The sequence below is a fragment of the Rhizobium esperanzae genome, assembly GCF_002204185.1.
Lineage (GTDB): Bacteria > Pseudomonadota > Alphaproteobacteria > Rhizobiales > Rhizobiaceae > Rhizobium > Rhizobium esperanzae.
The window spans coordinates 92,466-112,247 of the sequence record NZ_MXPU01000013.1; the positions used below are offsets into that span (position 1 = coordinate 92,466).

Annotated in this window: 22 protein-coding genes; 4 read left to right on the forward strand and 18 right to left on the reverse strand. The window is 61.3% G+C overall.

The features are described 5' to 3' along the window. Positions 1-5: 5 nt before the first annotated feature. The 10 genes from B5E41_RS19775 to B5E41_RS19820 all read right to left on the reverse strand — a co-directional run bounded on the left by B5E41_RS19775 (position 6) and on the right by B5E41_RS19820 (position 10,101). The gene (locus tag B5E41_RS19775) at positions 6-1,364 is read right to left on the reverse strand and encodes an MmgE/PrpD family protein (protein ID WP_088395752.1); all 1,359 of its coding nucleotides are present in this window, start codon (positions 1,362-1,364) and stop codon (positions 6-8) included. Next, positions 1,361-2,158, reverse strand: coding sequence for an amino acid ABC transporter ATP-binding protein (locus B5E41_RS19780; RefSeq protein WP_088395753.1), 798 nt, complete (start codon positions 2,156-2,158; stop codon positions 1,361-1,363). Before B5E41_RS19780 ends, B5E41_RS19775 begins: the two co-directional genes overlap by 4 nt. Beyond that, positions 2,155-2,952 carry an amino acid ABC transporter permease gene (locus B5E41_RS19785; protein ID WP_088395754.1) on the reverse strand — a complete coding sequence of 266 codons (798 nt, stop codon included), beginning with the start codon at positions 2,950-2,952 and terminating at the stop codon, positions 2,155-2,157. Before B5E41_RS19785 ends, B5E41_RS19780 begins: the two co-directional genes overlap by 4 nt. Then, a complete protein-coding gene (locus tag B5E41_RS19790) occupies positions 2,949-3,695 on the reverse strand; it encodes an amino acid ABC transporter permease (RefSeq protein WP_088395755.1) in 747 nt (248 codons plus the stop codon). Before B5E41_RS19790 ends, B5E41_RS19785 begins: the two co-directional genes overlap by 4 nt. A 24-nt stretch (positions 3,696-3,719) precedes the next feature. Then, positions 3,720-4,550 carry a transporter substrate-binding domain-containing protein gene (locus B5E41_RS19795; RefSeq protein WP_088395831.1) on the reverse strand — a complete coding sequence of 277 codons (831 nt, stop codon included), beginning with the start codon at positions 4,548-4,550 and terminating at the stop codon, positions 3,720-3,722. A gap of 110 nt (positions 4,551-4,660) precedes the next feature. Beyond that, positions 4,661-5,245 (reverse strand): TetR/AcrR family transcriptional regulator, encoded by a 585-nt coding sequence (locus B5E41_RS19800; protein WP_088395756.1) that lies wholly within the window; start codon positions 5,243-5,245, stop codon positions 4,661-4,663. A gap of 142 nt (positions 5,246-5,387) precedes the next feature. After that, positions 5,388-6,239, reverse strand: coding sequence for a polysaccharide deacetylase family protein (locus tag B5E41_RS19805; protein ID WP_088395757.1), 852 nt, complete (start codon positions 6,237-6,239; stop codon positions 5,388-5,390). Positions 6,240-6,367: 128 nt separating this feature from the next. Then, positions 6,368-8,251: a ribosomal protection-like ABC-F family protein gene (gene abc-f / locus B5E41_RS19810; RefSeq protein WP_088395832.1), complete on the reverse strand. Its 1,884-nt coding sequence runs from the start codon at positions 8,249-8,251 to the stop codon at positions 6,368-6,370. 146 nt (positions 8,252-8,397) lie between these two features. Continuing rightward, positions 8,398-9,447 (reverse strand): GGDEF domain-containing protein, encoded by a 1,050-nt coding sequence (locus B5E41_RS19815; protein ID WP_088395833.1) that lies wholly within the window; start codon positions 9,445-9,447, stop codon positions 8,398-8,400. Between the two features lie 144 nt (positions 9,448-9,591). Continuing rightward, the gene (locus tag B5E41_RS19820; RefSeq protein WP_088395758.1) at positions 9,592-10,101 is read right to left on the reverse strand and encodes a DinB family protein; all 510 of its coding nucleotides are present in this window, start codon (positions 10,099-10,101) and stop codon (positions 9,592-9,594) included. 138 nt (positions 10,102-10,239) lie between these two features. Here B5E41_RS19820 and B5E41_RS19825 point away from each other — a divergent pair, with 138 nt between their 5' ends. Together B5E41_RS19825 and ndk are read left to right on the forward strand one after the other, a co-directional pair. Further along, the gene (locus B5E41_RS19825) at positions 10,240-10,929 is read left to right on the forward strand and encodes a glutathione S-transferase family protein (protein ID WP_088395759.1); all 690 of its coding nucleotides are present in this window, start codon (positions 10,240-10,242) and stop codon (positions 10,927-10,929) included. A gap of 81 nt (positions 10,930-11,010) precedes the next feature. Then, positions 11,011-11,433, forward strand: a complete 423-nt coding sequence (gene ndk, locus B5E41_RS19830) for a nucleoside-diphosphate kinase (RefSeq protein WP_004680549.1) — start codon at positions 11,011-11,013, stop codon at positions 11,431-11,433. 72 nt (positions 11,434-11,505) lie between these two features. On the opposite strand, the gene B5E41_RS19835 is transcribed toward ndk, so the two are convergent. Further along, a complete protein-coding gene (locus B5E41_RS19835) occupies positions 11,506-12,009 on the reverse strand; it encodes a hypothetical protein (RefSeq protein WP_088395760.1) in 504 nt (167 codons plus the stop codon). Continuing rightward, positions 12,006-12,551 (reverse strand): CGNR zinc finger domain-containing protein, encoded by a 546-nt coding sequence (locus tag B5E41_RS19840; protein ID WP_088395761.1) that lies wholly within the window; start codon positions 12,549-12,551, stop codon positions 12,006-12,008. Before B5E41_RS19840 ends, B5E41_RS19835 begins: the two co-directional genes overlap by 4 nt. Before the next feature lie 64 nt (positions 12,552-12,615). On the opposite strand from B5E41_RS19840, the gene B5E41_RS19845 reads away from it, so the two are divergent. Next, on the forward strand, positions 12,616-13,512 hold the full coding sequence (locus tag B5E41_RS19845; RefSeq protein WP_088395762.1) for a branched-chain amino acid ABC transporter permease: 897 nt from the start codon (positions 12,616-12,618) through the stop codon (positions 13,510-13,512). Between the two features lie 56 nt (positions 13,513-13,568). Here the strand turns inward: B5E41_RS19845 and B5E41_RS19850 are convergent, their stop codons facing one another. From B5E41_RS19850 to B5E41_RS19870, 5 genes are all read right to left on the reverse strand, one after another. Beyond that, complete coding sequence (locus B5E41_RS19850) at positions 13,569-14,024, reverse strand: molybdenum cofactor biosynthesis protein MoaE (RefSeq protein ID WP_088395763.1); 456 nt, start codon at positions 14,022-14,024, stop codon at positions 13,569-13,571. 261 nt (positions 14,025-14,285) lie between these two features. Then, positions 14,286-14,540, reverse strand: coding sequence for a molybdopterin converting factor subunit 1 (gene moaD, locus B5E41_RS19855; RefSeq protein WP_088395764.1), 255 nt, complete (start codon positions 14,538-14,540; stop codon positions 14,286-14,288). Continuing rightward, a complete protein-coding gene (gene pgsA / locus B5E41_RS19860) occupies positions 14,537-15,127 on the reverse strand; it encodes a CDP-diacylglycerol--glycerol-3-phosphate 3-phosphatidyltransferase (RefSeq protein WP_011424811.1) in 591 nt (196 codons plus the stop codon). Before pgsA ends, moaD begins: the two co-directional genes overlap by 4 nt. Positions 15,128-15,285: 158 nt before the next feature. Further along, on the reverse strand, positions 15,286-17,325 hold the full coding sequence (uvrC, locus tag B5E41_RS19865) for an excinuclease ABC subunit UvrC (protein WP_088395765.1): 2,040 nt from the start codon (positions 17,323-17,325) through the stop codon (positions 15,286-15,288). Then, positions 17,322-18,089 carry an SDR family oxidoreductase gene (locus B5E41_RS19870; RefSeq protein ID WP_088395766.1) on the reverse strand — a complete coding sequence of 256 codons (768 nt, stop codon included), beginning with the start codon at positions 18,087-18,089 and terminating at the stop codon, positions 17,322-17,324. The genes uvrC and B5E41_RS19870 overlap by 4 nt, the downstream gene beginning before the upstream one ends. A 365-nt stretch (positions 18,090-18,454) precedes the next feature. Between B5E41_RS19870 and B5E41_RS19875 the strand changes: the two genes are divergently transcribed. Beyond that, positions 18,455-19,090 (forward strand): outer membrane protein, encoded by a 636-nt coding sequence (locus tag B5E41_RS19875; protein WP_085859111.1) that lies wholly within the window; start codon positions 18,455-18,457, stop codon positions 19,088-19,090. Between the two features lie 86 nt (positions 19,091-19,176). Here the strand turns inward: B5E41_RS19875 and B5E41_RS19880 are convergent, their stop codons facing one another. Next, a complete protein-coding gene (locus B5E41_RS19880) occupies positions 19,177-19,773 on the reverse strand; it encodes a glutathione S-transferase (protein WP_088395767.1) in 597 nt (198 codons plus the stop codon). Positions 19,774-19,782: the final 9 nt, after the last annotated feature.

The following is a 19,782-nucleotide window of genomic DNA, read 5'->3' on the forward strand; positions in this document are numbered from 1 at the left end:
TTTCGTCAAACGTGGTTTCGGGTGCCGTCCTGGTTGAGCAGGGCCAGCAGCTGGCGAAGGTCGGCGGCGCTGTGCATGGTCCGGACGAGTGAGGGGATGTCGGCGAAGGCCGGATGGCGACCGGTCGCGTCACGAAATTTTTCCGTCGGATCGGTCAGCCCCGGCAGGCCGTCAAAACGGCGCTGCATCGTGCTGCCGTCGGAAAGCGTAATATCGACAATGACGAACCGTGTCTGCGGATCGCTCGACATGCGCGGCGCGGTCTCGTCATGGCGCCGGCCGGCGCGCTCGGCAAGCGCCATCAGGCGCGGCTCGACCGGCCTCCCGTCGAAATGATCAAGCCGCAAGCTCCCGTCGATGAGGGCTGCGGCGAACACATATTCCGGGCTGAAGCGCGCCTCGATGCCGTTGGTGGGCCTGCTCACCACCAAGGCTGCGTCGGCACCGGGCGGATAGGTAAAGGTGATGCGCGCGATTGCCTCTGCGCGCAGGCCTTCCCGGTTGAGATCGATGCCGAGAGACGCGACCGGATGGCTGGCTGTGCAACAGGGATAGGCCTTCAGCGTCAGCCCTGGCGCGACGATCTGCCAGGGCGAGCCCCAGTTCTCGGTCAAGGCGGACAGGCGTTCCGCTCCGAAGGCAAAGACCGAATGGAAGCCGACCGCATTATCGAGGAAATCGGATGCGCCGCTAAAACCCGCAGCCGCCAGACGTGCCGACAGGAGCCCGGATCGGGCCGCCATGCCGGCGTGATAAGCTTTGGCGTCATTGCCGAACTGCAGCCGCAGGCCCGACGATTGCGTTGCCGCAAGGCCCAGTGCGACAGCGGTCTCGCCTACAGAGGCGCGCGTCAGATGGGCAATTGCGGCTGCCGCGCCTAAGGTGCCAAGCGTTGCCGTGGCATGAAACCCCGTCTCGTAGTGCTTCGAGCCGAGCGACAATCCCAAGCGCGCCATGGCTTCGAGCCCGACGATATAGGAGGCGACCAGCGCCTCCGCGGAAAAACTCCGCTCGGCAGCGAGCGCCAGCAGAGCTGGAAGGATCACCGTTGTCGGATGGCCACGCACGCTTGCATGCACGTCGTCATAATCGAGCACATGGCCGGCATAGCCGTTGACAATTGACGCCGCCAGCGGATCGGTTCGGCGCGCACATCCAATCAGGATCGCGTCACCTGGCAGATTGGCGCCGACCGCCTCGGTCAGGAGGCCAGTCGTGTCGTCTCGGGCGCCGGCAATCGCGCAGGCGAGAAAATCGATGATCGCCAGACGGGCAGCGTCCATCGCTGCGGAATCCTTCAGCGGATCCGATGAGACGATTGCTTCGGCGAATGCCGAGGTCAGTGGAGCCGACGGTCTGGTCATGACAGTTCCCGGACAGCTTCGCTGCGAACCGTTCCGCGTCCGCCGGAAAGGCCGCCGACGAATTGACGGATGCGAGGATTGTCGAACGCATGGAATATCTCCTCGGGGGAGCCTTGGGCGACGATCCGCCCGTTCTCCGTGAAGACGACTGTATCGCTGATCTCTTCGGCGAAGCGCATTTCATGCGTCACCAGGATGCTGGTCATGCCGTCGCGGATGAGGTCACGGATCACCGCCAGCACTTCGCCCACCGTCTCTGGATCGAGCGCCGAGGTCACTTCGTCGAACAGCACCAGTTCCGGCCTCATCGCCAGCGCGCGGGCAATCGCGACGCGCTGCTGCTGGCCGCCGGAAAGCTGGCCGGGATAAGCGCCTGCCTTTTCCGACAGCCTCACCTTTTCGAGCAGGTCGCGCGCCAATTTTTCCGCTTCGTCCTGCCCGACGCCCAGAATGCGGGTTGGAGCCAGCACGATATTGTCCAGAACCGTCAGGTGCGGAAAGAGATTATATTGCTGGAAGACGATGCCGACGCGCTTGCGCAACGCAATACGTTCGCTTTCCGCGGTCAACCGGTCGACTTGGGTACCACCGACCGTGATGCGGCCGCGCTGCGGCGTCACCAGTGCGTTGATGCAGCGCAGAATCGTCGACTTTCCCGAGCCGGACGGGCCGATGATGGAAACCGCATTGCCCCTGTTGACGGTCAGGTCGATACCCCTCAGCACCTCGGTCTGGCCGAAGGAAAGGTGTACGTCTTCCAGTCGTACGATCGCGTCGTCGCTTTTTGTGTTCATTGTCTCATCCTGGAGCCCGCGTTGAAGCGCCGCTCAAGGCGTCGGGTCAGGCGGGCGATCGGGTAGCAAAGCGTGAAGAAGGCGGCCATCACCGCGATGTAGGCGATGATCGTGAAATCGAGCCGGCGCACGGCCGTGCTGGCATCGGTCGCCGCATGCAATAATTCATGCACGCCGACCAGCGAGGCAAGCGAGGTGCCCATCGTGATGGAGGCTAATATGTTCATCCAAGGCGGCAGCGAGCGCCGCAGGCATTGCGGCAGGATAATCCAGCGCAGCGCCTGGCTGCGGGAAAAACCGAGCCCCTTTGCCGCTTCCCATTGCGTGGTCGGGATCGAAAGGATGGCGCCGCGGGTGATCTCGGCCACATAGGCGCTGGCCGGTATGGCAAGTCCGATCACAGCTTTCACCCAATCGGGGAAGGGCAGGTAGTTGCCGAACACGACGATCTCGAAGGGAAAGATATACGTCGTGGCGAAAATCAGCACGAGATGCGGGGCATTGCGGAAGGCCTGCACATAGGCAACGACCGGGTAGCGCACCGCCCTGTAGGGCACCAGTTGAAGAATGCCGAATAGGGTTCCGATCACCGTTCCCAGCGTCATCGCACTGAGGCTGATGACGACATTCATCAGGAAGCCGGAGGCGAGATACGGGAGCCACTCCACCAGTTCGCGCCCAAGGGTGAGATCGGCCAGCGACCAGAGGAGAATGACGGCAGGGAGTGCTGCGAAGCCGATATTGCGCAGCAGGTGGCCGCTGTTGCGCGGCTCGGAAAGCGCCACTGCCGTCATAGGCCATATCCCGGAACGGCGAGCTTGCGCTCCACCCACAGGCCGACGCGGGCGACGACGAGATTGATGATGCTGAAGAACAGCAGGATGACGATCATCAACGACACCACGTTGTCGCGCTGCGTCCACACCATGATCGAGGCATAGGTAATCTCGCTCACTGCAATCGCATTGCCCACCGTCGTCAGTTTCACGAGGTTGATGAGGTTGTTGACGATCGCCGGCAGCGACGCCCGGAACGCCAGGGGAATTTCGACGTAACGAAGGATCTGCAGCTTGCTGAAGCCGATGCCGCGCGCCGCCTCCACGGTCGAGGCCGGAACCGCTTCGATGCCGGCGCGGATCGCCTCGGCATGCAAGGCGGCGATGTGCAGCCCGACCACCGCCACCACCCAGAAGAACGGTGTCAGCGGATTGTTCTGCGCGCCGCCGACCAGGTTTGACACGACGGTATTGAGGACGAGGAAGCTGAACATCAGTTGCACCAGCGTCGGGGTGTTTCGGGTGATTTCGACGAAGGCGCGCACCGGCGCCGAGAGCCAGAGCCTGCCTGATGTCAGGCAGGCGGCAAACACCAGTCCGGCTATCAGGCTGACCGGGATCAACAAGGCGATCAGATAGAGCGTGGTTATGAAACCGTCACGCCAAATCTGCGCCTCGTAGCCCGTTGCCAGAAACTCGTAGTTCAGGCCGAGCCTGTTCGTCACGTCGACGAACAGGCTGGTTATGCCGCTATCCCACATGTCGATCTACCAGTGCGAACCGTCTTATTTGCTGGCTGACAGGGTTTTGCGCTCCTGCTCGAGATATTCGGTGTTGCTGAGCCTGTTCGCCTTGGCAAACTCCAGCAGCTTTCCCGACGTATGAAGCTGGCGGATCGTCTTATCGAGTGCCTCGGCCGTTTCCTTTTCGCCTTTGCGAACCCAGATGACGGAATCCGAAGGGATCAGTTCCGTCGGAAAGAGAATGGCGTAGTCCTTCCAGTCCTCAGGGCGATCCTGCAGCAGCAGGCCAAGGGTTGCGCCGACATGTACCGCAACCACGCAATTGCCGCCCTGCAGCGCCAGCAGGGACTCCGGCTGGCTTGGCAGGCCCTTTACCTCGGCGCCGTACTTTTCGATCAGCGGCTGAGTGAAATTCGACCCTTGCGAAACGCAGACCGGCTTTCCCTTGAGATCCGCCCAGTCCTTCAGGCCGCTGTCCTTGCGTCCGACGGCTGCGCCGCCGCTGCGGTCGTATGGCGTCGGCACCCAGTCGAGGACTTTGGCGCGATCCTCGGTATATTGCATGTTGGCAATGAGGATATCGACCTTGCCCTGCTGGAGGAATTGAACCCGGTTCGGCGGCGTGACGGTGATCGTTTCGAGTTTGACGCCGAGATCGTCGGCCAGCGCTTTGGCGATATCGAGATTGTATCCCTTCTGCGTTTGCGACGTCGGATCGATATAGCCGAAGGGCGCGCCGGACAGGATGACGCCGACGGTGAGGGTGCCGCGGGCCTTGATGCGATCGAGCGTCGCATCGGCAAAGGCCTGCGTGGCCGCCAGCAGCGAAATCGACATGGCGAAAAGCGCCTTTGGCAGAACCTTACGTGACATGTTTGAGCTCCATTTCGAAACGAAGGAAGGAAAGACAGGGATGGAAAAGAGAAGTCCGGATGACATCGAAAAAGCCGGCAATGGGGGTGGCGCTGCGGGCATGATCTCGCTCATGAATCGTCTCCGGACACGTTGAAACCGCCGGCCTGAAGAAGAGCTGCGACTGCCTTTCGGGCAATCTCCGCCGGCCCCGCTTCCGGTCGCAGGACAGATGCGGCAAGCACGCCTTCGTAGACGACCAGCAACTGCTCGCTGACCTCCTCGTGAGCCGGGCCTTGTGGGACAAGCCGGCCGAAAAGTTCGCGAAGAAATACCTTATGCGTGCGGGCCACGTCCTGGATCGCTGCCGAGCCGGGGTTTTCCGTCACCGCAATGAGGAAGGCGCAGCCCCGGAAGCTTTCGCTACGCGTCTTGTCGGCCAGGCTGTCGAAGATCGCAAAAATCGCCGACGCACCGCCTTTGCCCGCGACAAGCTTCTCCAACTGATCACTGACCAAGGCATGGCGATGGCTGAGATAGGTGACGATGAGACCCTCCTTGCCATCGAAATGACGGTAGAGAGTGGCTCGAGCAATTTTTAGCTCTCGTACGATTTCGTCGATGCCGACCAGATAGGTGCCGCGCCGGTAGAAAAGGTCGCTGATCGCATCGATTATTCTTCCGCGGGTCGACAATTGGGCAGTTTTGAAAGGCATCGGTGACCAGAGAGAGAAGGAACGTTCTTTCTCGAAAAGATCACCTAAACCATCATTTTCATAGATTTTATTTTTTTAAATTTGCCGGTGCGTTGAAAAATCCTCCGCGCGAGCCACAGTGAATTGGCAGATTGCGAGCGCCTTAGCGGGTCATCACGAAACCGGCCGAAGCGACGAGATTGTTCGGCGCCTGCTGCTTCTTGAACCTCAGTGTCACGACTTTGTAACCTTCGGCTTCGAGTTTCGAAAGCAGGGTCGGCAGCATCGTCGCGGTGCGCTTGTGGATGTCGTGCATCAGAACGATGCCGCGGCCGCGCTTGTGCAGCAGATTCATCGTCCGCTGCGTCACGGACATGGGTGTGCTGGTGAAATAGTCCTTGCTGTCGATGTCGACATCCATGACGACCATGTCGCGCATGGCGATGGCGGCGCGCAGCCTCTGGCTCTCGGCGAGATAGGGGAAGCGGAAGAACGAGACGTCTGTTCCCGTCGCCTTGGTCACCGCCAGTTCGCCCTTCACCACCTCGTCCATTGCCGCATCGAAGCTCAGCGCAGTCAAATTGGCATGGTCATAGGTGTGACTGCCGATCGCATTGCCCTCCATCGCCACCTTGCGGGCCAGCGCCGGATGCATCTCGGCCATCTCGCCGACCATCATGAAGGCGCCCTTGACACCGAACTGGTCGAGGATCGCCAGTACTTTGTCCGTCCGGCCGGGGATCGGGCCATCGTCGAAGCTCAGGATCACTTCCTTGTCGTTGAGCTTGAGATCGGCGAGCGAGGAGATCTCCAGCGTCCTACCGGAAAGGTGATGCGGGCCGACGAAGAGCGGCGTTGCATCATCATCCTCGGCGGGCTTGCCTGAAGGCGTCCGCCCCTCGGGCGCAACAACCGAGGCGGTTTTGATCGAGGTGTCGGGAGCTTGTCTGGTCGTGCTGCAGGCGGAGAGGGCGGCCGCAAGGGCGATGCAGGAAAGAACGAAAAATCGATGCATGGAAAGGGCTCAACAAATCAGTAATGAATGTTGAGACAACCTTTCGAATTATGGTTAACGATCGGTTGAGATCGGCAGGAATTGTGGGTGACGCCGCGCACTCCGCCGCGTTTCCTAAAAGACTGTGGCTATCCTGCCATTGCCTCTTCATATTCGGACGACAGCATTAGCCATTCTTCCTCGGCGGCAGCGAGTTTTGCCGCAGCCTCGCCGCGCTGTTTTGCCTTTTCGGCGGCCTTTGCGGGCGTCTTCTCGTAAAGGGCCGGATCCGCAAGCTCCGCATCAAGAGCTTGAATCTGTTTCTCCAGTTTCGCCGTCAAGGACTCGATTTCGTTGATCTTTCTCTTCAGCGGCGTCAGCGAGGCGCGTCGTTCCGCATTGAGCTTGCGCTGGTCGGCCTTCGAGGTCGTATCGTCGCTGGTCTGCGGCCTCTCTTCCTTTTTCTTGCCGGAACTGACGATGAGGTCGCGATACTCATCCATATCGCCTTCGAAGGTGGTGACAGTGCCGCCGTTGACCAGCCACAGCCGGTCGACGGTCGCCTCAATCAGGTGGCGGTCGTGCGAGATCAGGATCACGGCGCCGTTGTAATCGTTCAGCGCCTCGATCAGAGCACGGCGGCTGTCGATGTCGAGATGGTTGGTCGGCTCGTCGAGGATCAGCAGGTTGGGCGCATGGAAGGCGGCAAGCCCCATCAGTAGGCGTGCCTTCTCGCCGCCGGAAAGGTCTTTGGCGGCCGTTGCCATCTTCTCGGTCGCCAGCCCCATCTGCGCAACGCGGGCGCGCACCTTGGCCTCCGGTTCGGCCGGCATCAGCCGGCGCACATGCTCCACGGCGGACTGCTCGGGGATCAGGTCGTCGAGCTGATGTTGCGCGAAGAAACCGATCTTCAGGCTGGGGGCAAGCTTTACTTCGCCACTCTCCGGCGACAGCCGCCCTGAGATAAATTTGGCGAAGGTCGACTTGCCGTTGCCGTTCGAGCCGAGCAGGGCGATGCGATCGTCGTTGTCGATGCGCAGGTTGAGATTCTTCAGGATGGGCCTGCCGGGTTCGTAGCCGACGGCGCCGCCCTGGATTACGACGATCGGCGAGGCCGGCTGCTTCTCCGGCTCGGGGAAGGTGATCGGCTGCACATGGTCCTCGATCACGGCAGCGACCGTTCCCATGCGCTCGAGCGCCTTGACGCGCGACTGTGCCTGACGCGCCTTGGAGGCCTTGGCCTTGAAGCGGTCGATGAAGCTCTGCAGATGTTTGCGCGCTGCCTCGTTCTTGGCCCTGGCCTTCGTCTGCAGCTCTTCGGCCTCCGCCTTCTGCCGCTCGAACTGGTCATAATTGCCGCGGTAGAAGGTGAGCTTCTTCTGGTCGAGATGGACGATGGAATTGACCGCGTTGTTCAGGAGATCGCGGTCATGGCTGATGATGATGACCGTGTGCGGATAACGGCGGATATAGTCCTCCAGCCACATCGTGCCTTCGAGGTCGAGATAGTTGGTCGGCTCGTCAAGCAGAAGCAGGTCCGGCTCGGCAAACAGCACGGCGGCGAGTGCCACACGCATGCGCCAGCCGCCGGAGAAGGAGGAGGCGGGGCGGGCTTGCGCCGCCTGGTCGAAGCCGAGGCCGGCGAGGATGCTCGCAGCCCTCGCTTCGGCCGAATGCGCATCGATATCGACGAGGCGCATCTGGATTTCCGCGATGCGATGCGGGTCGCTTGCCGTTTCCGCTTCGGCAAGCAGAGCCGCACGTTCCTTGTCGGCGGCAAGCACGATCTCGATCAGGGAATCCTCGGTTCCCGGCGCTTCCTGGGCCACCTGACCGATGCGCGCCGCCTTCGGGATCGACACTGCTCCGGTCTCCCAGCCGAGATCGCCGGTGATGACGCGAAACAGCGTGGATTTGCCGGCGCCATTGCGCCCGACGAGACCGGCCTTGGCGCCCGAAGGCAGCGTGAGGCTGGCATTGTCGAGAAGCAGGCGTCCGGCGATGCGGGCGGAAATATCGGTAATCGTGATCATGGCCGGCGTTTTGGCCGAAACTGCCCGCCAAGGCAAGACCGCTTATCCCCCGGCGAGCTTGCTCGTCCGGCCGCGAGCTTGCTCGTCCGGCCGCGAGCTTGCTCGTCCCTCAGCGAGCTCGCCCGCGCCGACAGCGGTCATGCGCCTCAGCGGCCGAAAGCCTGCACCGGCAGGCGGCGGTTCGATTGCGCGGCGAGCAGCGCTACCCGGGCATTGGCCTGGAGCTGTCCCGGTGTTGCCGCATCGGCGCTGAGCGCCAGGCCGACCGAGATGGTCAGCCTGCCGCTGTCACCCTTGTCGGAGGTCGCGAAGACGAGATTTTCCTCGACGGAGGCGCGCAGGCGCTCGCCGATAGCAATCGCGTCCTGCATACCGACATTGGCAAACAGCAAGGCGAATTCGTCGGCCTCGGTGCGGGCGACGAAATCGTTCTTCTTCACCGATTTTCGAAACAAGACGGCAAGCTTCTTCAAGAGCTTGTTGCCGGCCTGGGTGCCGTATCTGTCGTTGAGCTCGGTGAAATCGTCGATATCGACCATGATCAGCGCGCTGCCGGCGGCGCCCTCTTCACGTTCGTAGAGTTCGGTGATCTGCCGGTTCAGCGCGATCCGGTTCGCAAGGCCGGTGATCTTGTCGGCGACGGTGGCCGATTGCATCGCCGAAATGCCGCGCTCCAACGTTTCCAGCCTGTCGATGTCGTCCTGCAGTCTGGCGCCGATTTCCATCTCCGCCGACATCACCGTGGCAAGCGAGGCGGAGAGGTAATCGACCTCGCCGATGAAGGCGGCAAGGCTCTGGTCCTCATGACCGGCGACAGATCTCAGGATCGTGCCGCAGGCGCGGGCAAAGGCGTCTCTGTGCCGCAATCCTTCGGCAAGCCTTTCCGCCACCGCGCGCAGCGTTCGGCTGGCCTCGTTGCGCGACGTCTCGCCCGCCAGCCCGCAGTGGCCGACGAGGCGGTATTTCAGCCCGAGTTCGTCGAGCATCGCCTGTTGCGGCTGCGACCCGAGCGCGGCGATATCCTGCGCAAGACCAGAATTGTGCCCGATGATGGCCTCATGAAAGAGTTCGTAGTTGCGCGGCAGCGCGGCGACGTTGAGCCGCGCCATGTGCTGGGCAATCTTCTGGATATCGGACATTGGCCCCCGGCGCACGGCCTCGCGCGCCACCAATGCGTTTGTGCTTGCATTCTGCATGGATCCCTCGCGGCGCGGTCTCATTTCTCGCCTTCTGCTATGCTCGCAAGCTTTTAAAAGAGGCTGAATTTGCGAAGGGAAGCGGCGGATCAGCGATGGGAACCGGCGAAGGCGGTTAATTCAGTCTTGATGAAGGCCGCTGCCTCACATCCACTCGCGGCCTTCGCTGCGCAGAAAATAGATAAGGTCCAGCCCGAGGCTCGGTCTGCCAAGTGCCGTCAGGGTCATATGGCACTGGCCGCGGTGATGCGTCTGGTGATTGAAGAGGTGCGCGAGCGCGCTCGACAGTGGCTGAGTGATCCGGATCGGCTGCGTCACCGGGGCATAGGTGAAGTCCCCGGCAAGGCTCGCCTCATCGAGCGCACTTGTCCAGGCAATGATGCGCTCGTCCTCCGCCTTGCGCGCGGCGGCAAGCGCGTCCAGCTCTTCGAAAAGCACGGCATCGAGGGTCACCGGCGCTTCGCCGATGCCGGTGAAGCGCTTCATCCAGATGCGGTCGGCGACGAGCAGGTGATTGAGCGTGCGATGCAGCGAGCCGAAGAAAGCGCCGCGGTCGCTGCGGAACTCCGCCTCGCTGAGTTCGGCCGCAGCCGCATAGACTTGGGCATTGGCCCAGCGGTTATAGGCCGCGAACATCCTGAAATGTCTAAGCATATGTTTCCCCTGACGTTGCTGGCGCAGTCTAGCCTGTTTCCCAAGAAGTCCGAGTGATGGCGCCATGAAATTTCCTGATTTGATCACGCTCGCTTTCTGTCGTCGAATACAGGCAGATCAGACCTCGAAAGGATTATCATGACCAGAGCCCTCTATTCCCTCTGCGGCGCCGACGAAGGGCGCTTCTTTTCGCCCCATTGCTGGAAAGCGGTGATGGCGCTCGCGCATAAGGGGCTCGATTTCGAGGAGATCCCGACAACCTATGCCCGCATCCGTGAAATCGGCGGCGGCGTCTCGTCGACCCTGCCCGTGCTCGACGATAATGGCCGGCTGATCTCGGACAGTTTTGCCATCGCCCTCTATCTCGAAGAGGCCTATCCGGAGCGGCCGTCGCTGTTCAATGGCGAGGGCGGCAAGGCGCTGTCGCGCATGGTGGAGGGCTATTCGCAGATGATCATCCACCCGGCGATCATGCGGATCGCCCTTCTCGATATCCACGCGATCCTGGACGAAGGCGACAAGGCTTACTTTCGTCAGAGCCGCGAGGTCAGGCTCGGCAAGCCGCTGGAAGTTTTTGCCGCCGACAGCGAGGCGGAGAAGGCTGCCTTCGGCGCCAAGCTGGAGCCGCTCCGTCACATGCTGAAATTCCAGACCTTCATCGGCGGGCAATCGCCGCTCTTTGCCGATTATATTGTCTTCGGCGCGCTGCAATGGCTGCGCGTGTCCGCAGGGCTGGCCATGCTGGCCGCCGATGATCCCGTCATAGCCTGGTTCGAACGCTGCCTCGATCTTCACGAAAGCCGCGGCCGGACTGTGACAGCGGCGTGAAATTGCCGTCGACCCCTTGTTTTCGGGCGTTGGGGCGGGTAAAGACCGCCCACTTTTCCCGAGAAAACAGAGGATTTGACTATGGCGATTGAACGCACCTTCTCGATGATCAAGCCTGATGCAACCAAGCGCAACCTGACGGGCGCCATCACCAAGATGCTCGAAGATGCCGGCCTGCGCGTCGTCGCCTCCAAGCGCGTCTGGATGAGCCGCCGCGAAGCCGAAGGTTTCTACGCTGTTCACAAGGATCGTCCCTTCTTCGGCGAACTCGTCGAAGGCATGACCTCCGGCCCGACTGTCGTCCAGGTTCTGGAAGGCGAAGGCGCGATCCTCAAGAATCGCGAAATCATGGGCGCGACCAACCCGGCAAACGCTGACGAGGGCACGATCCGCAAGGTCCATGCGCTGTCGATCGGCGAAAACTCCGTGCACGGCTCTGACGCTCCGGAAACGGCTGCCCAGGAAATCAAGTACTGGTTCTCCGACACCGAAATCGTCGGCTGAGGCCGCGCTTCGGCATTGCCTCGCAATACCTTGAATTGACTCTCGAAAGCCGGGGCCTCGCCCCGGCTTTTTCTATGATGGGCACTTGTCGGTGTTCGAGAAATCGACGCTGCCGTCAGGCTTGAAGACTTCCGGGTTCTTGTCATAAAGCGCGCCGACGACGAGCGGCTTGCTCGGCAGCACCGTCTGGTCGAGGTCGGAGCGGAACTCAGTCTTCAATTGCTGCAGCACCTTGCCGTCCTTGTCGACCAGCCGGACATTCACAGAATAGGGGTGGTCCTTGCGCACGCAGTGCAGGTTTTCGCTCTGCAGCGCGATCTTGTCGTCAATCGGGTAGATTTTCTGGTTCAATATGAGCGGCGCGCCGCCCACAGGGTTTTCAAATTCGGCGATGATGACCGAGCCATCAGGAATAGGTCCCGTCTTCTTCAGCGTCAGCAGATAGGTGGCGCTCGCCACCCGATAGTTGAAGACGAAGAGATGGCCGGTGACCTCGACCAGGTTTTCAGCCTGACGCTGGCAGGCGGATAGCGCAACACCGATTGCCGCCGCTGTGACGATCAGATGTCTTCTCATGGCGTCTCCTCCTTCTTGCGGCGATAGTGACGGTTCGCCTTGGCGCGGTTGCCGCAGACCGCCATGTCACACCAGGCGCGGCTCTTGTTCTTGCTGCGGTCGATGAACAGCCAGCCGCAATTGCCGCAGATCTTCATGCGTTCGGGATCCGGCATGGCGATCAGCCTGAGCACCGAATGGGCGGTCGCCGCGGCCAGATTGCCAGGACTGGCTCCACGCAAGATCTTGGCCACCGCTTCCAGTAGCCCGGCCAGCAATTGGTTGTCGCTGCCGTCCAGTATACGCTTGCGGAAATAGAGGTCGATCGCTTCCCTCAGCGCGAAGAAATCCGCCTCGTCTTGTGCTGCCAGCGGTGCGATCTCGCCGAACAAGGCGCGTTCGGCGCAGAATTCGGCGGCGGCGCGCGGGAAGTTCCGCATCTGCTCGCGGCTCGCGAAGCGGTCGATCCGCCGCTTTGGGTCGTCGCGCAGCACGACGCTGTTGGCGACATCGAGCGCCAGCGCGCCGCCGGCAAAACGGTGAGGGGTCCAGGAAAAGCTCATGATGAAATTATAACTGGCGAAATAGGTTTTACCAGTTATAATTTGCTGACGCGGAGTCCTCGGAATGGCTTATCTTCTGCAGCAACTGGCGAATGCGGTGCCGCTTGCCGCCCTCTATGCCGCGCTCGCCTTCGGTTATGCCGTTGCCTTCGGCGTGACCAAGCGGGCCGATATCACCTATGGGGCGATCTTCGCCTTCTCGGGCCAGATCCTGCTGCTTTTTACCGAATTCGCCTATATCAGGTTCTGGCTGGTGCTGCCGGCCGCCCTTGCCATCGGCGCCTGCGCTGCGCTTATCTATTCGCTGGCCGCGGGCATCTGGATCGGCCGCTCGATCATGCTGCCGCTCGCCAGCAAATCGCCGAATACGGTGATCGTTGCCGCCCTCGGCATTATGATCGTGCTGATGGAGACCGCCAGACTCGCCGCCGATACGCGCGCCATCTGGCTGCCGCCGTTCCTGAACGATGTCGTCGTCTTCTGGAACGACGGTTCGTTCAAGGTGACGCTCACTTACATCCAACTGATCGACACGGCGCTGATGTCAGCCATCGTCGCGGTCGGTGCGCTGATCCTCAGGCGTACGGCCTGGGGCCGCCTCTGGCGCGCCGTCACCGACGATCCGCTGGCCGCCGAGCTCTGCGGCACCAGCGCCAGTCGCGTTTTCCTTGTCGCCTATGCGGCAGCCGCGCTCGTCGCCACCCTCTGCGGCATCCTCGCCACCTTCTATTACGGTTCGATGGATTTCGGCGCGGGTCTGATGTTCGGGCTCAAGGTGCTGCTGATCGCAGCCGTGGGCGGCTATTCCGATCCGCTGCGCTCGGCTGGCGGCGCCGCAGGGCTTGCCATCGTCGAAACCCTGTGGGGCGCCTATGGTCCCTTTGTCTGGCGGGATCTCGTCATCTTCTCACTGCTCGTCCTGCTGCTGGTTATGAGCCGCAGGGAGCGCGTCGTGCTTTAGAAATGGCGCATAATGTTATCCGAAAACCGCGCACACTTTTCGGCATCATGCTCTGATCACTTCCACTTGTCGCGCGCCGCATCGTCGGCGTCTTTCGCCGCGACCCAGTCGCCCTCGGCGCCGTCCTTGCCGTGCTCCTTCTTCCAGAAGGGAGCTGCGGTCTTGAGGAAATCCATGACGAAATTGGCGCCGTCGAAGGCCGCCTGTCGGTGCGGGGCGGCTGCGACGACGAGCACGATATTCTCGCCGGGAGCGATCTTGCCATAGCGGTGGATGGCGGTCAGCCCGAGCAGCCCGAAACGGGTGATGGCGAGTTCGCCGATGCGGGTCATCTCGGCTTCGGCCATGCCGGGATAATGCTCGAGTTCAAGCGCCACCAGCGTGCCGCCTTCGTCACGGCAGAGGCCGGAAAAGGTGACGACGGCGCCGACGTCGGGGTTGCCCTTGGAGAGGCGATCGACCTCGGCTTGCAGGTCGAAGTCCTCGCGCTGGACACGGATGGTGGGGGTCACAGCGAAATCCTCCGCTGCTTTGATGCCGCTGTGAAGAATGCGGAAAGGCTGTGCCGTGTCCGCCCCCCTCTGGCCTGCCGGCCATCTCCCCCACAGGTGGGGAGATTACAAGTGGGGTGCTCTTCCCACCCGATTACCGTTTCGTTGGGCTGAAACGTTGATTGTTTGGAGAGACCGGTGCGCCCAGCCAATCTCCCTCCTTGTGGGGGAGATGCCCGGCAGGGCAGAGGGGGGTAGCGACATGGCACCACCGTCACCGTCTCATCCCCCCGTCATCGGCGGAAAGATCCCGATCTCACGGGGAGCTCCAATCGGCTCATCATGCTCGACATGCTCCATATCCAGCGCCACACGAATGACCTCGGGATATTGAAGTGCGGCTTCATATTCCTCGCCCAGCGTCTTCAAATGATTCAGAAGATCGGCAACGCTGACGACGGAGGAGGGGAGGTCGATCTCCTCCTCGCCCTTGCCGATGCGCTCGCGCACCCAGGCGAAATAGACAAGCCGCGTCATTCCTCGTCATCCACGATATGTTTCAGCCCGGCACGGAAATAGTCATAGCCGGTATAGATGGTCAGCAGTGCCGCGATCCACAAGAGCGCGATGCCGGTCTGCGTCGTATAAGGGAAAATCTCGTCGCCGGCCGGGCCGGCGAGCAGGAAGGCGATGGCAACGAGCTGCAGCGTCGTCTTCCACTTGGCGATCCGCGTCACCGGCACGCTGACCTTCAGCGCCGCCAGATATTCGCGCAGGCCGGAAACCAGGATCTCACGGCAGAGAATGATGATTGCCGCCCAGATCGACCAGCCGGCGATGGTCTGGTCGGCCGCGACCAGGAGAAGGATCGAGGCGACCAGCAGTTTGTCGGCGATCGGATCGAGCATCCGGCCGATATTCGACGTTTGGTTCCAGATCCGCGCGAGATAGCCGTCGAGAAAATCGGTGATCGAGGCGATGATGAAGATCCACAGCGCCACCCAGCGCGCCGTATTGCTGATCGACAGTCTGCCCTCGACGAAGAAGCAGAGAACGATCAGCGGCACGGCGAGGATGCGGCCGTAAGTCAAAAGGTTGGGAAGGCTGTACGCACGCGATGCCATGGATCGTTTCTCTGATTTGATGCGCCGCTGCAGCGCCGCGTCTTTACGAAAACCGATTCCGATTTTCGGGTCGATGTAGATGACGGCTTTGGCCAGGAACCGTCAACATTCTTTCTGTCTTTTCACCGCCATTGCGTGGAATTTGCGACGGCCGCCGCTTATTTCGCGGCGTCGTCGTGGAAATGGTTATAGACCTGCTTTGCCACCGCTTCCGAAATGCCTTCCACCGCCATCAGGTCGGACAAAGCGGCACGAGAAACCGCCTTTGCCGTGCCGAAATGCTGGAGCAGCGCGCGTTTGCGCGACGGGCCGATACCGCCGATCTCGTCGAGCGGATTCTTGACCATTTCCTTCTTGCGCCGCGCCCGGTGCGAGCCGATCGCAAAACGATGCGCTTCGTCGCGCATGCGCTGGATGAAATAGAGCACCGGATCGCGCGGCGGCAGTGTGAAGCTTTCGCGCCCGGGCGGAAAGAAGCGCTCCCGCCCGGCGTCGCGGTCGACACCCTTGGCGACGCCGATTGCCGTCACGCTGTCAGTGATACCGAGTTCGGCCAGGATGGCGCGCACCGCCGTCATCTGCCCCTGGCCGCCGTCGATGAGGATCACATCCGGCCAGGCAGGGAAGGGCATGTCGGCGGAGTCGGCAGCTGCTGCCTGCGCCGTCCGGTCGGGAATGCCTTCCTCCTTGATCAGCCGCGAGAAGCGCCGCGTCATCACCTCCTTCATCATTCCGAAGTCGTCGCCGGGAGTGATGTCGGTCGATTTGATGTTGAACTTGCGGTACTGGTTCTTCACGAAGCCTTCCGGCCCCGCCACCACCATGCCGCCGACGGCATTGGTGCCCATGATATGCGAGTTGTCGTAGATCTCGATGCGCTGCGGCGCATAGGGGAGCCCGAAGGTTTCCTTGAAGCCTTCGAGCAGCCGCGACTGCGACGCCGTCTCGGCAAGCTTTCGCCCATGCGCTTCGCGCGCATTGCCGATCACGTGCTCCACGAGATCGCGCTTCTCGCCGCGCTGCGGCACGAGGATAGAGACCTTGTGACCGGCTTTTTCGCCGAGCGCTGCGGCGAGCAATTCCAGTTCCTCGACCGTTTCCGACAGCATGATCTGTTTCGGCACCGGCTTGTCGTCGTAGAATTGCGCGAGGAAGGCATTCAGAACTTCGGCGCTTGATAGTTGCGGGTCGGCCTTCGGGAAATAGGCGCGATTGCCCCAGTTCTGGCCGGTGCGGAAGAAGAACACCTGGATGCAGGAGACGCCGCCTTCGTGGTGGATGGCGAAAACGTCAGCCTCATCTACGCCGGCCGGGTTGATGCCCTGGTGGCTCTGCACATGCGACAGTGCTGCCAGGCGGTCACGATAGATCGCCGCCCGCTCGAAATCGAGATCCTCGGCCGCCTGGTTCATGGCTTCCGCCATATGCGACTTCACCTTCTGGCTCTTGCCGGACAGGAAATCTTTCGCCTCCTGTACGAGCTCGGCATAGCCCTCGTCGCTGACCTCGCGCGTGCAAGGCCCGGAACAGCGCTTGATCTGGTAGAGCAGGCAGGGTCGCGTGCGTGTTTCGAAGACGCTATCGGTGCAGGTGCGGATCAGGAAGGCGCGCTGCAACGAATTGATCGTACGCCCGACCGCGCCGGCCGAAGCGAAAGGCCCGAAATAGTCGCCCTTTCGCGCCCTGGCGCCGCGATGCTTGAAAATAGCCGGCGCCCGGTGATCACCGGTGATGAGGATGTAGGGAAAGGACTTGTCGTCGCGCAGCAGCACGTTAAAGCGCGGCCGCAAGCGCTTGATCAGATTCGCTTCCAGAAGCAGCGCTTCGGTTTCCGTGCGCGTCGTCACGAACTCCATGTTCGCCGTCTGTCGCACCATCTGGGCGATGCGGTTGGAATGGACGCGGCCGACGGCGTAGTTGCCGACACGCTTCTTCAGGCTGCGCGCCTTGCCGACATAGAGCACGTCTCCCTCGGCATTGAACATGCGGTAGACACCGGGGCTGTTCGGTAGCCGCTTGACGAATTCGGCGATCAGTTCGGCGCCGACAAGCCCGGTCTCGTTGAGGCTGCCCGCATTCCAGTCGACCGCAGCCGCCAGAGGGGCGGCGGAAACCTCGCCTTCCACCTCGATATCGTCTTCGCTCTCATCCGTATCGTCGTAGAGAACGCCGCCATCCGGCAGCTTTCGTCCGTTCATTCCGTAATCTCCGCCACGTCGGGCGTCTGCCAGGCAAGGTGCTGGCCGCCGTCGAGGGCAATCATCTGGCCGGTGATCGAGGGCGTGTCGTAAAGGAAGCGAATCGTTTGTCCGAATTCTTCCAGTGCCGGCCCTCGCTGCAAGATAAGGGCTGAGACCTGCGCTTGGAAGTCCTCCAATGCTTGCCGCTCGCTCGGCATCGAGGGGCCGGGGCCGATCGCATTGACGCGAATGCGCGGCGCCAATGCCTGGGCGAGCGTCTGCGTTGACGTCCATAGCGCGGACTTGGAGAGCGTATAGGAGTAGAAGCTGGGCCTCAGTGCCCAGACCCGCTGATCAATGATGTTGACGATCATCCCCGCTGCCTCGGCGGGCACCTGCTGCGCGAAGGCTGCCGCAAGGATCGACGGCGCACGCACATGCAGGTCGAAGTGCAGAGCCCATGTGTCGGCGTTGAAACTACGCGCGGAATCATGCTGGAAGACCGAGGCATTGTTGACGAGCAGATCGAGAGGCCCAAGCGCTTCCGACGCCTTCGCGACCAGTTCGCCCGCCTCGCCGATATCGGTAAGATCGGCCTGCAACGCGACCGCTCTTTGTCCCTTTCGCCGCAATTCCGCCGCCAGCTCTTCCGCTTCGCGCAGGGAGCTGTTGGCGTGGATCGCGACGGAAAAGCCATTTGCAGCAAGGTCTTCGGCGATTGCCCTGCCTATTCTCTTGGCCGCCCCTGTTATCAGGGCTGAGCGAAGTCTTTTGTGGTTCAAAATCTTGCCTTCTGATCCCGCGAGTCTGTGTGCAACCTATATAAGGGCGGGCGGAGATTATATAAATAGGCGGCCACGGTTGCATCCATGGCCGAGATATTCTATGTATTATTTAATAATGTTATTTCCTAAAATATGTATTTTAAGTTTAACCATTCGGTAGGGTTAATGAAACCTATGTTGCTCGCAAGCAACATCGAATTTCCGCCATCCGGCAGCCACAATGATATCACAATTTGGCTCTTTCAAATCCGCAATTCAGTTCCAATTTCAGTCTCGATCCGGAAGGGACATCTGGCAATTTCCCCGCCAATGCTTCGCTGAGAGACAGATGATAAGCGGCGCGGGACTGAAAGGAGAAAAGTATGCGTGTACTCATTGCTGGCCTCATGGCCTCCACTTTTGCGATTGCGGGCGTTTCGGTAGCTCAGGCGGCTGATGCCGTCGACCAGGTTCCGGAAGCACCGGTTGCTCAGGAAGCCCCGGTCAAGCCGGCCGGCAACTGGGAGGGCTTCTACCTCGGCGGCGCCGGCACCTACAACATGGGTGATTTCGGTTCCGACCGCCACACCTACGGTTTCGGCGGCCAGGTCTTCACCGGTTACAACTGGCAAGCAGGCCAGATCGTTTACGGCGTTGAATCCGATCTCGGCTACAGCGGCGATGACGTCTCCTCGGGCGGCGTCAAGAATAAGTATGGCTGGAACGGCTCCGTCCGTGGCCGCGTCGGCTACGACATGAACCCCTTCCTGCTCTACGGTACAGCCGGTCTTGCCCTCGGCAACGTCAAGGTTTCCGACGGCACCTCGGACGAAAGCAAGACGAACTACGGTTATACGGTCGGCGCCGGTGTCGAAGCCTTCGTGACCAACAACATCACGACGCGCCTCGAATATCGCTACACCGACTACCAGAGCAAGGACTACGACCTCGACTCCGGCAGCTTTTCGCGCGGTTACGACGAGAACAGCGTCAAGCTCGGTATCGGCGTGAAGTTCTAAGCCGATTGAACATCCCAATATGCAGAAGCCGGGCTCATCGCCCGGCTTTTTGCTATCCGGCGCTCCGTTTCAGCTCCGGATCAGGCTCAGGCGCTGGCTTTGAGCTCACGATGAGCAGGGAATTTCTTTTCGAACTGCGCCAGCCAGTCGACAAGCGGCGCGTGATCGGCTTCCCACTGGTCCTTGAAGCGCAGGTCGAGATAGTCGAGCGTGGCGGCCAGCGCGAAATGCCCGCCATTGAGCTTCTTGCCGAATTTCGGCGGCTTGGCGCCGAGATGGGCGAGCCCGGCCGTCACCTTCTTCCATTGCCGGTCGATCCAGGGCTGGTGAACCTTTTCTTCCTCGCGGAAGCGGCGCTCGTAGACGATCGTCAGCAGGCAGTCGCAGATACCGTCGCAGAGCGCTTCGAGAACTTCCGCATCCGTGCGCTTGCCCTTTTTGGAGGGGTAGAGCCGGCCCTTCGTCAGCCTGTCGAAATAATGCATGATCGCGACGCTGTCGAAGATCGAGGCTCCGTCATCGGTCAGAAGCGTCGGAATCTTGCCGAGCGGATTGTTGTCCACCAGGATCGCCGGTCCGGTATTGGTATCGACCCGGATGGCGTCGATCTCGATATCCAGAAAGTGCGCGGCCATCCGCACCTTGCTGGAATAGGGCGAGGCGGGTGAGCAGAGGAGCTTCATGGGACACCT

Coding starts and splice junctions, on each gene's coding strand:
- B5E41_RS19775 (WP_088395752.1), bottom strand. CDS start 1,364: ATGACCAGACCGTCGGCTCCACTGACCTCGGCATTCGCCGAAGCAATC.
- B5E41_RS19825 (WP_088395759.1), top strand. CDS start 10,240: ATGACCAGAGCCCTCTATTCCCTCTGCGGCGCCGACGAAGGGCGCTTC.
- moaD (WP_088395764.1), bottom strand. CDS start 14,540: ATGACGCGGCTTGTCTATTTCGCCTGGGTGCGCGAGCGCATCGGCAAG.
- pgsA (WP_011424811.1), bottom strand. CDS start 15,127: ATGGCATCGCGTGCGTACAGCCTTCCCAACCTTTTGACTTACGGCCGC.
- B5E41_RS19795 (WP_088395831.1), bottom strand. CDS start 4,550: ATGTCACGTAAGGTTCTGCCAAAGGCGCTTTTCGCCATGTCGATTTCG.
- B5E41_RS19780 (WP_088395753.1), bottom strand. CDS start 2,158: ATGAACACAAAAAGCGACGACGCGATCGTACGACTGGAAGACGTACAC.
- B5E41_RS19785 (WP_088395754.1), bottom strand. CDS start 2,952: ATGACGGCAGTGGCGCTTTCCGAGCCGCGCAACAGCGGCCACCTGCTG.
- B5E41_RS19840 (WP_088395761.1), bottom strand. CDS start 12,551: ATGAGCTTTTCCTGGACCCCTCACCGTTTTGCCGGCGGCGCGCTGGCG.
- abc-f (WP_088395832.1), bottom strand. CDS start 8,251: ATGATCACGATTACCGATATTTCCGCCCGCATCGCCGGACGCCTGCTT.
- B5E41_RS19835 (WP_088395760.1), bottom strand. CDS start 12,009: ATGAGAAGACATCTGATCGTCACAGCGGCGGCAATCGGTGTTGCGCTA.
- B5E41_RS19875 (WP_085859111.1), top strand. CDS start 18,455: ATGCGTGTACTCATTGCTGGCCTCATGGCCTCCACTTTTGCGATTGCG.
- ndk (WP_004680549.1), top strand. CDS start 11,011: ATGGCGATTGAACGCACCTTCTCGATGATCAAGCCTGATGCAACCAAG.
- B5E41_RS19880 (WP_088395767.1), bottom strand. CDS start 19,773: ATGAAGCTCCTCTGCTCACCCGCCTCGCCCTATTCCAGCAAGGTGCGG.
- B5E41_RS19805 (WP_088395757.1), bottom strand. CDS start 6,239: ATGCATCGATTTTTCGTTCTTTCCTGCATCGCCCTTGCGGCCGCCCTC.
- B5E41_RS19845 (WP_088395762.1), top strand. CDS start 12,616: ATGGCTTATCTTCTGCAGCAACTGGCGAATGCGGTGCCGCTTGCCGCC.
- B5E41_RS19815 (WP_088395833.1), bottom strand. CDS start 9,447: ATGCAGAATGCAAGCACAAACGCATTGGTGGCGCGCGAGGCCGTGCGC.
- uvrC (WP_088395765.1), bottom strand. CDS start 17,325: ATGAACGGACGAAAGCTGCCGGATGGCGGCGTTCTCTACGACGATACG.
- B5E41_RS19820 (WP_088395758.1), bottom strand. CDS start 10,101: ATGCTTAGACATTTCAGGATGTTCGCGGCCTATAACCGCTGGGCCAAT.
- B5E41_RS19800 (WP_088395756.1), bottom strand. CDS start 5,245: ATGCCTTTCAAAACTGCCCAATTGTCGACCCGCGGAAGAATAATCGAT.
- B5E41_RS19790 (WP_088395755.1), bottom strand. CDS start 3,695: ATGTGGGATAGCGGCATAACCAGCCTGTTCGTCGACGTGACGAACAGG.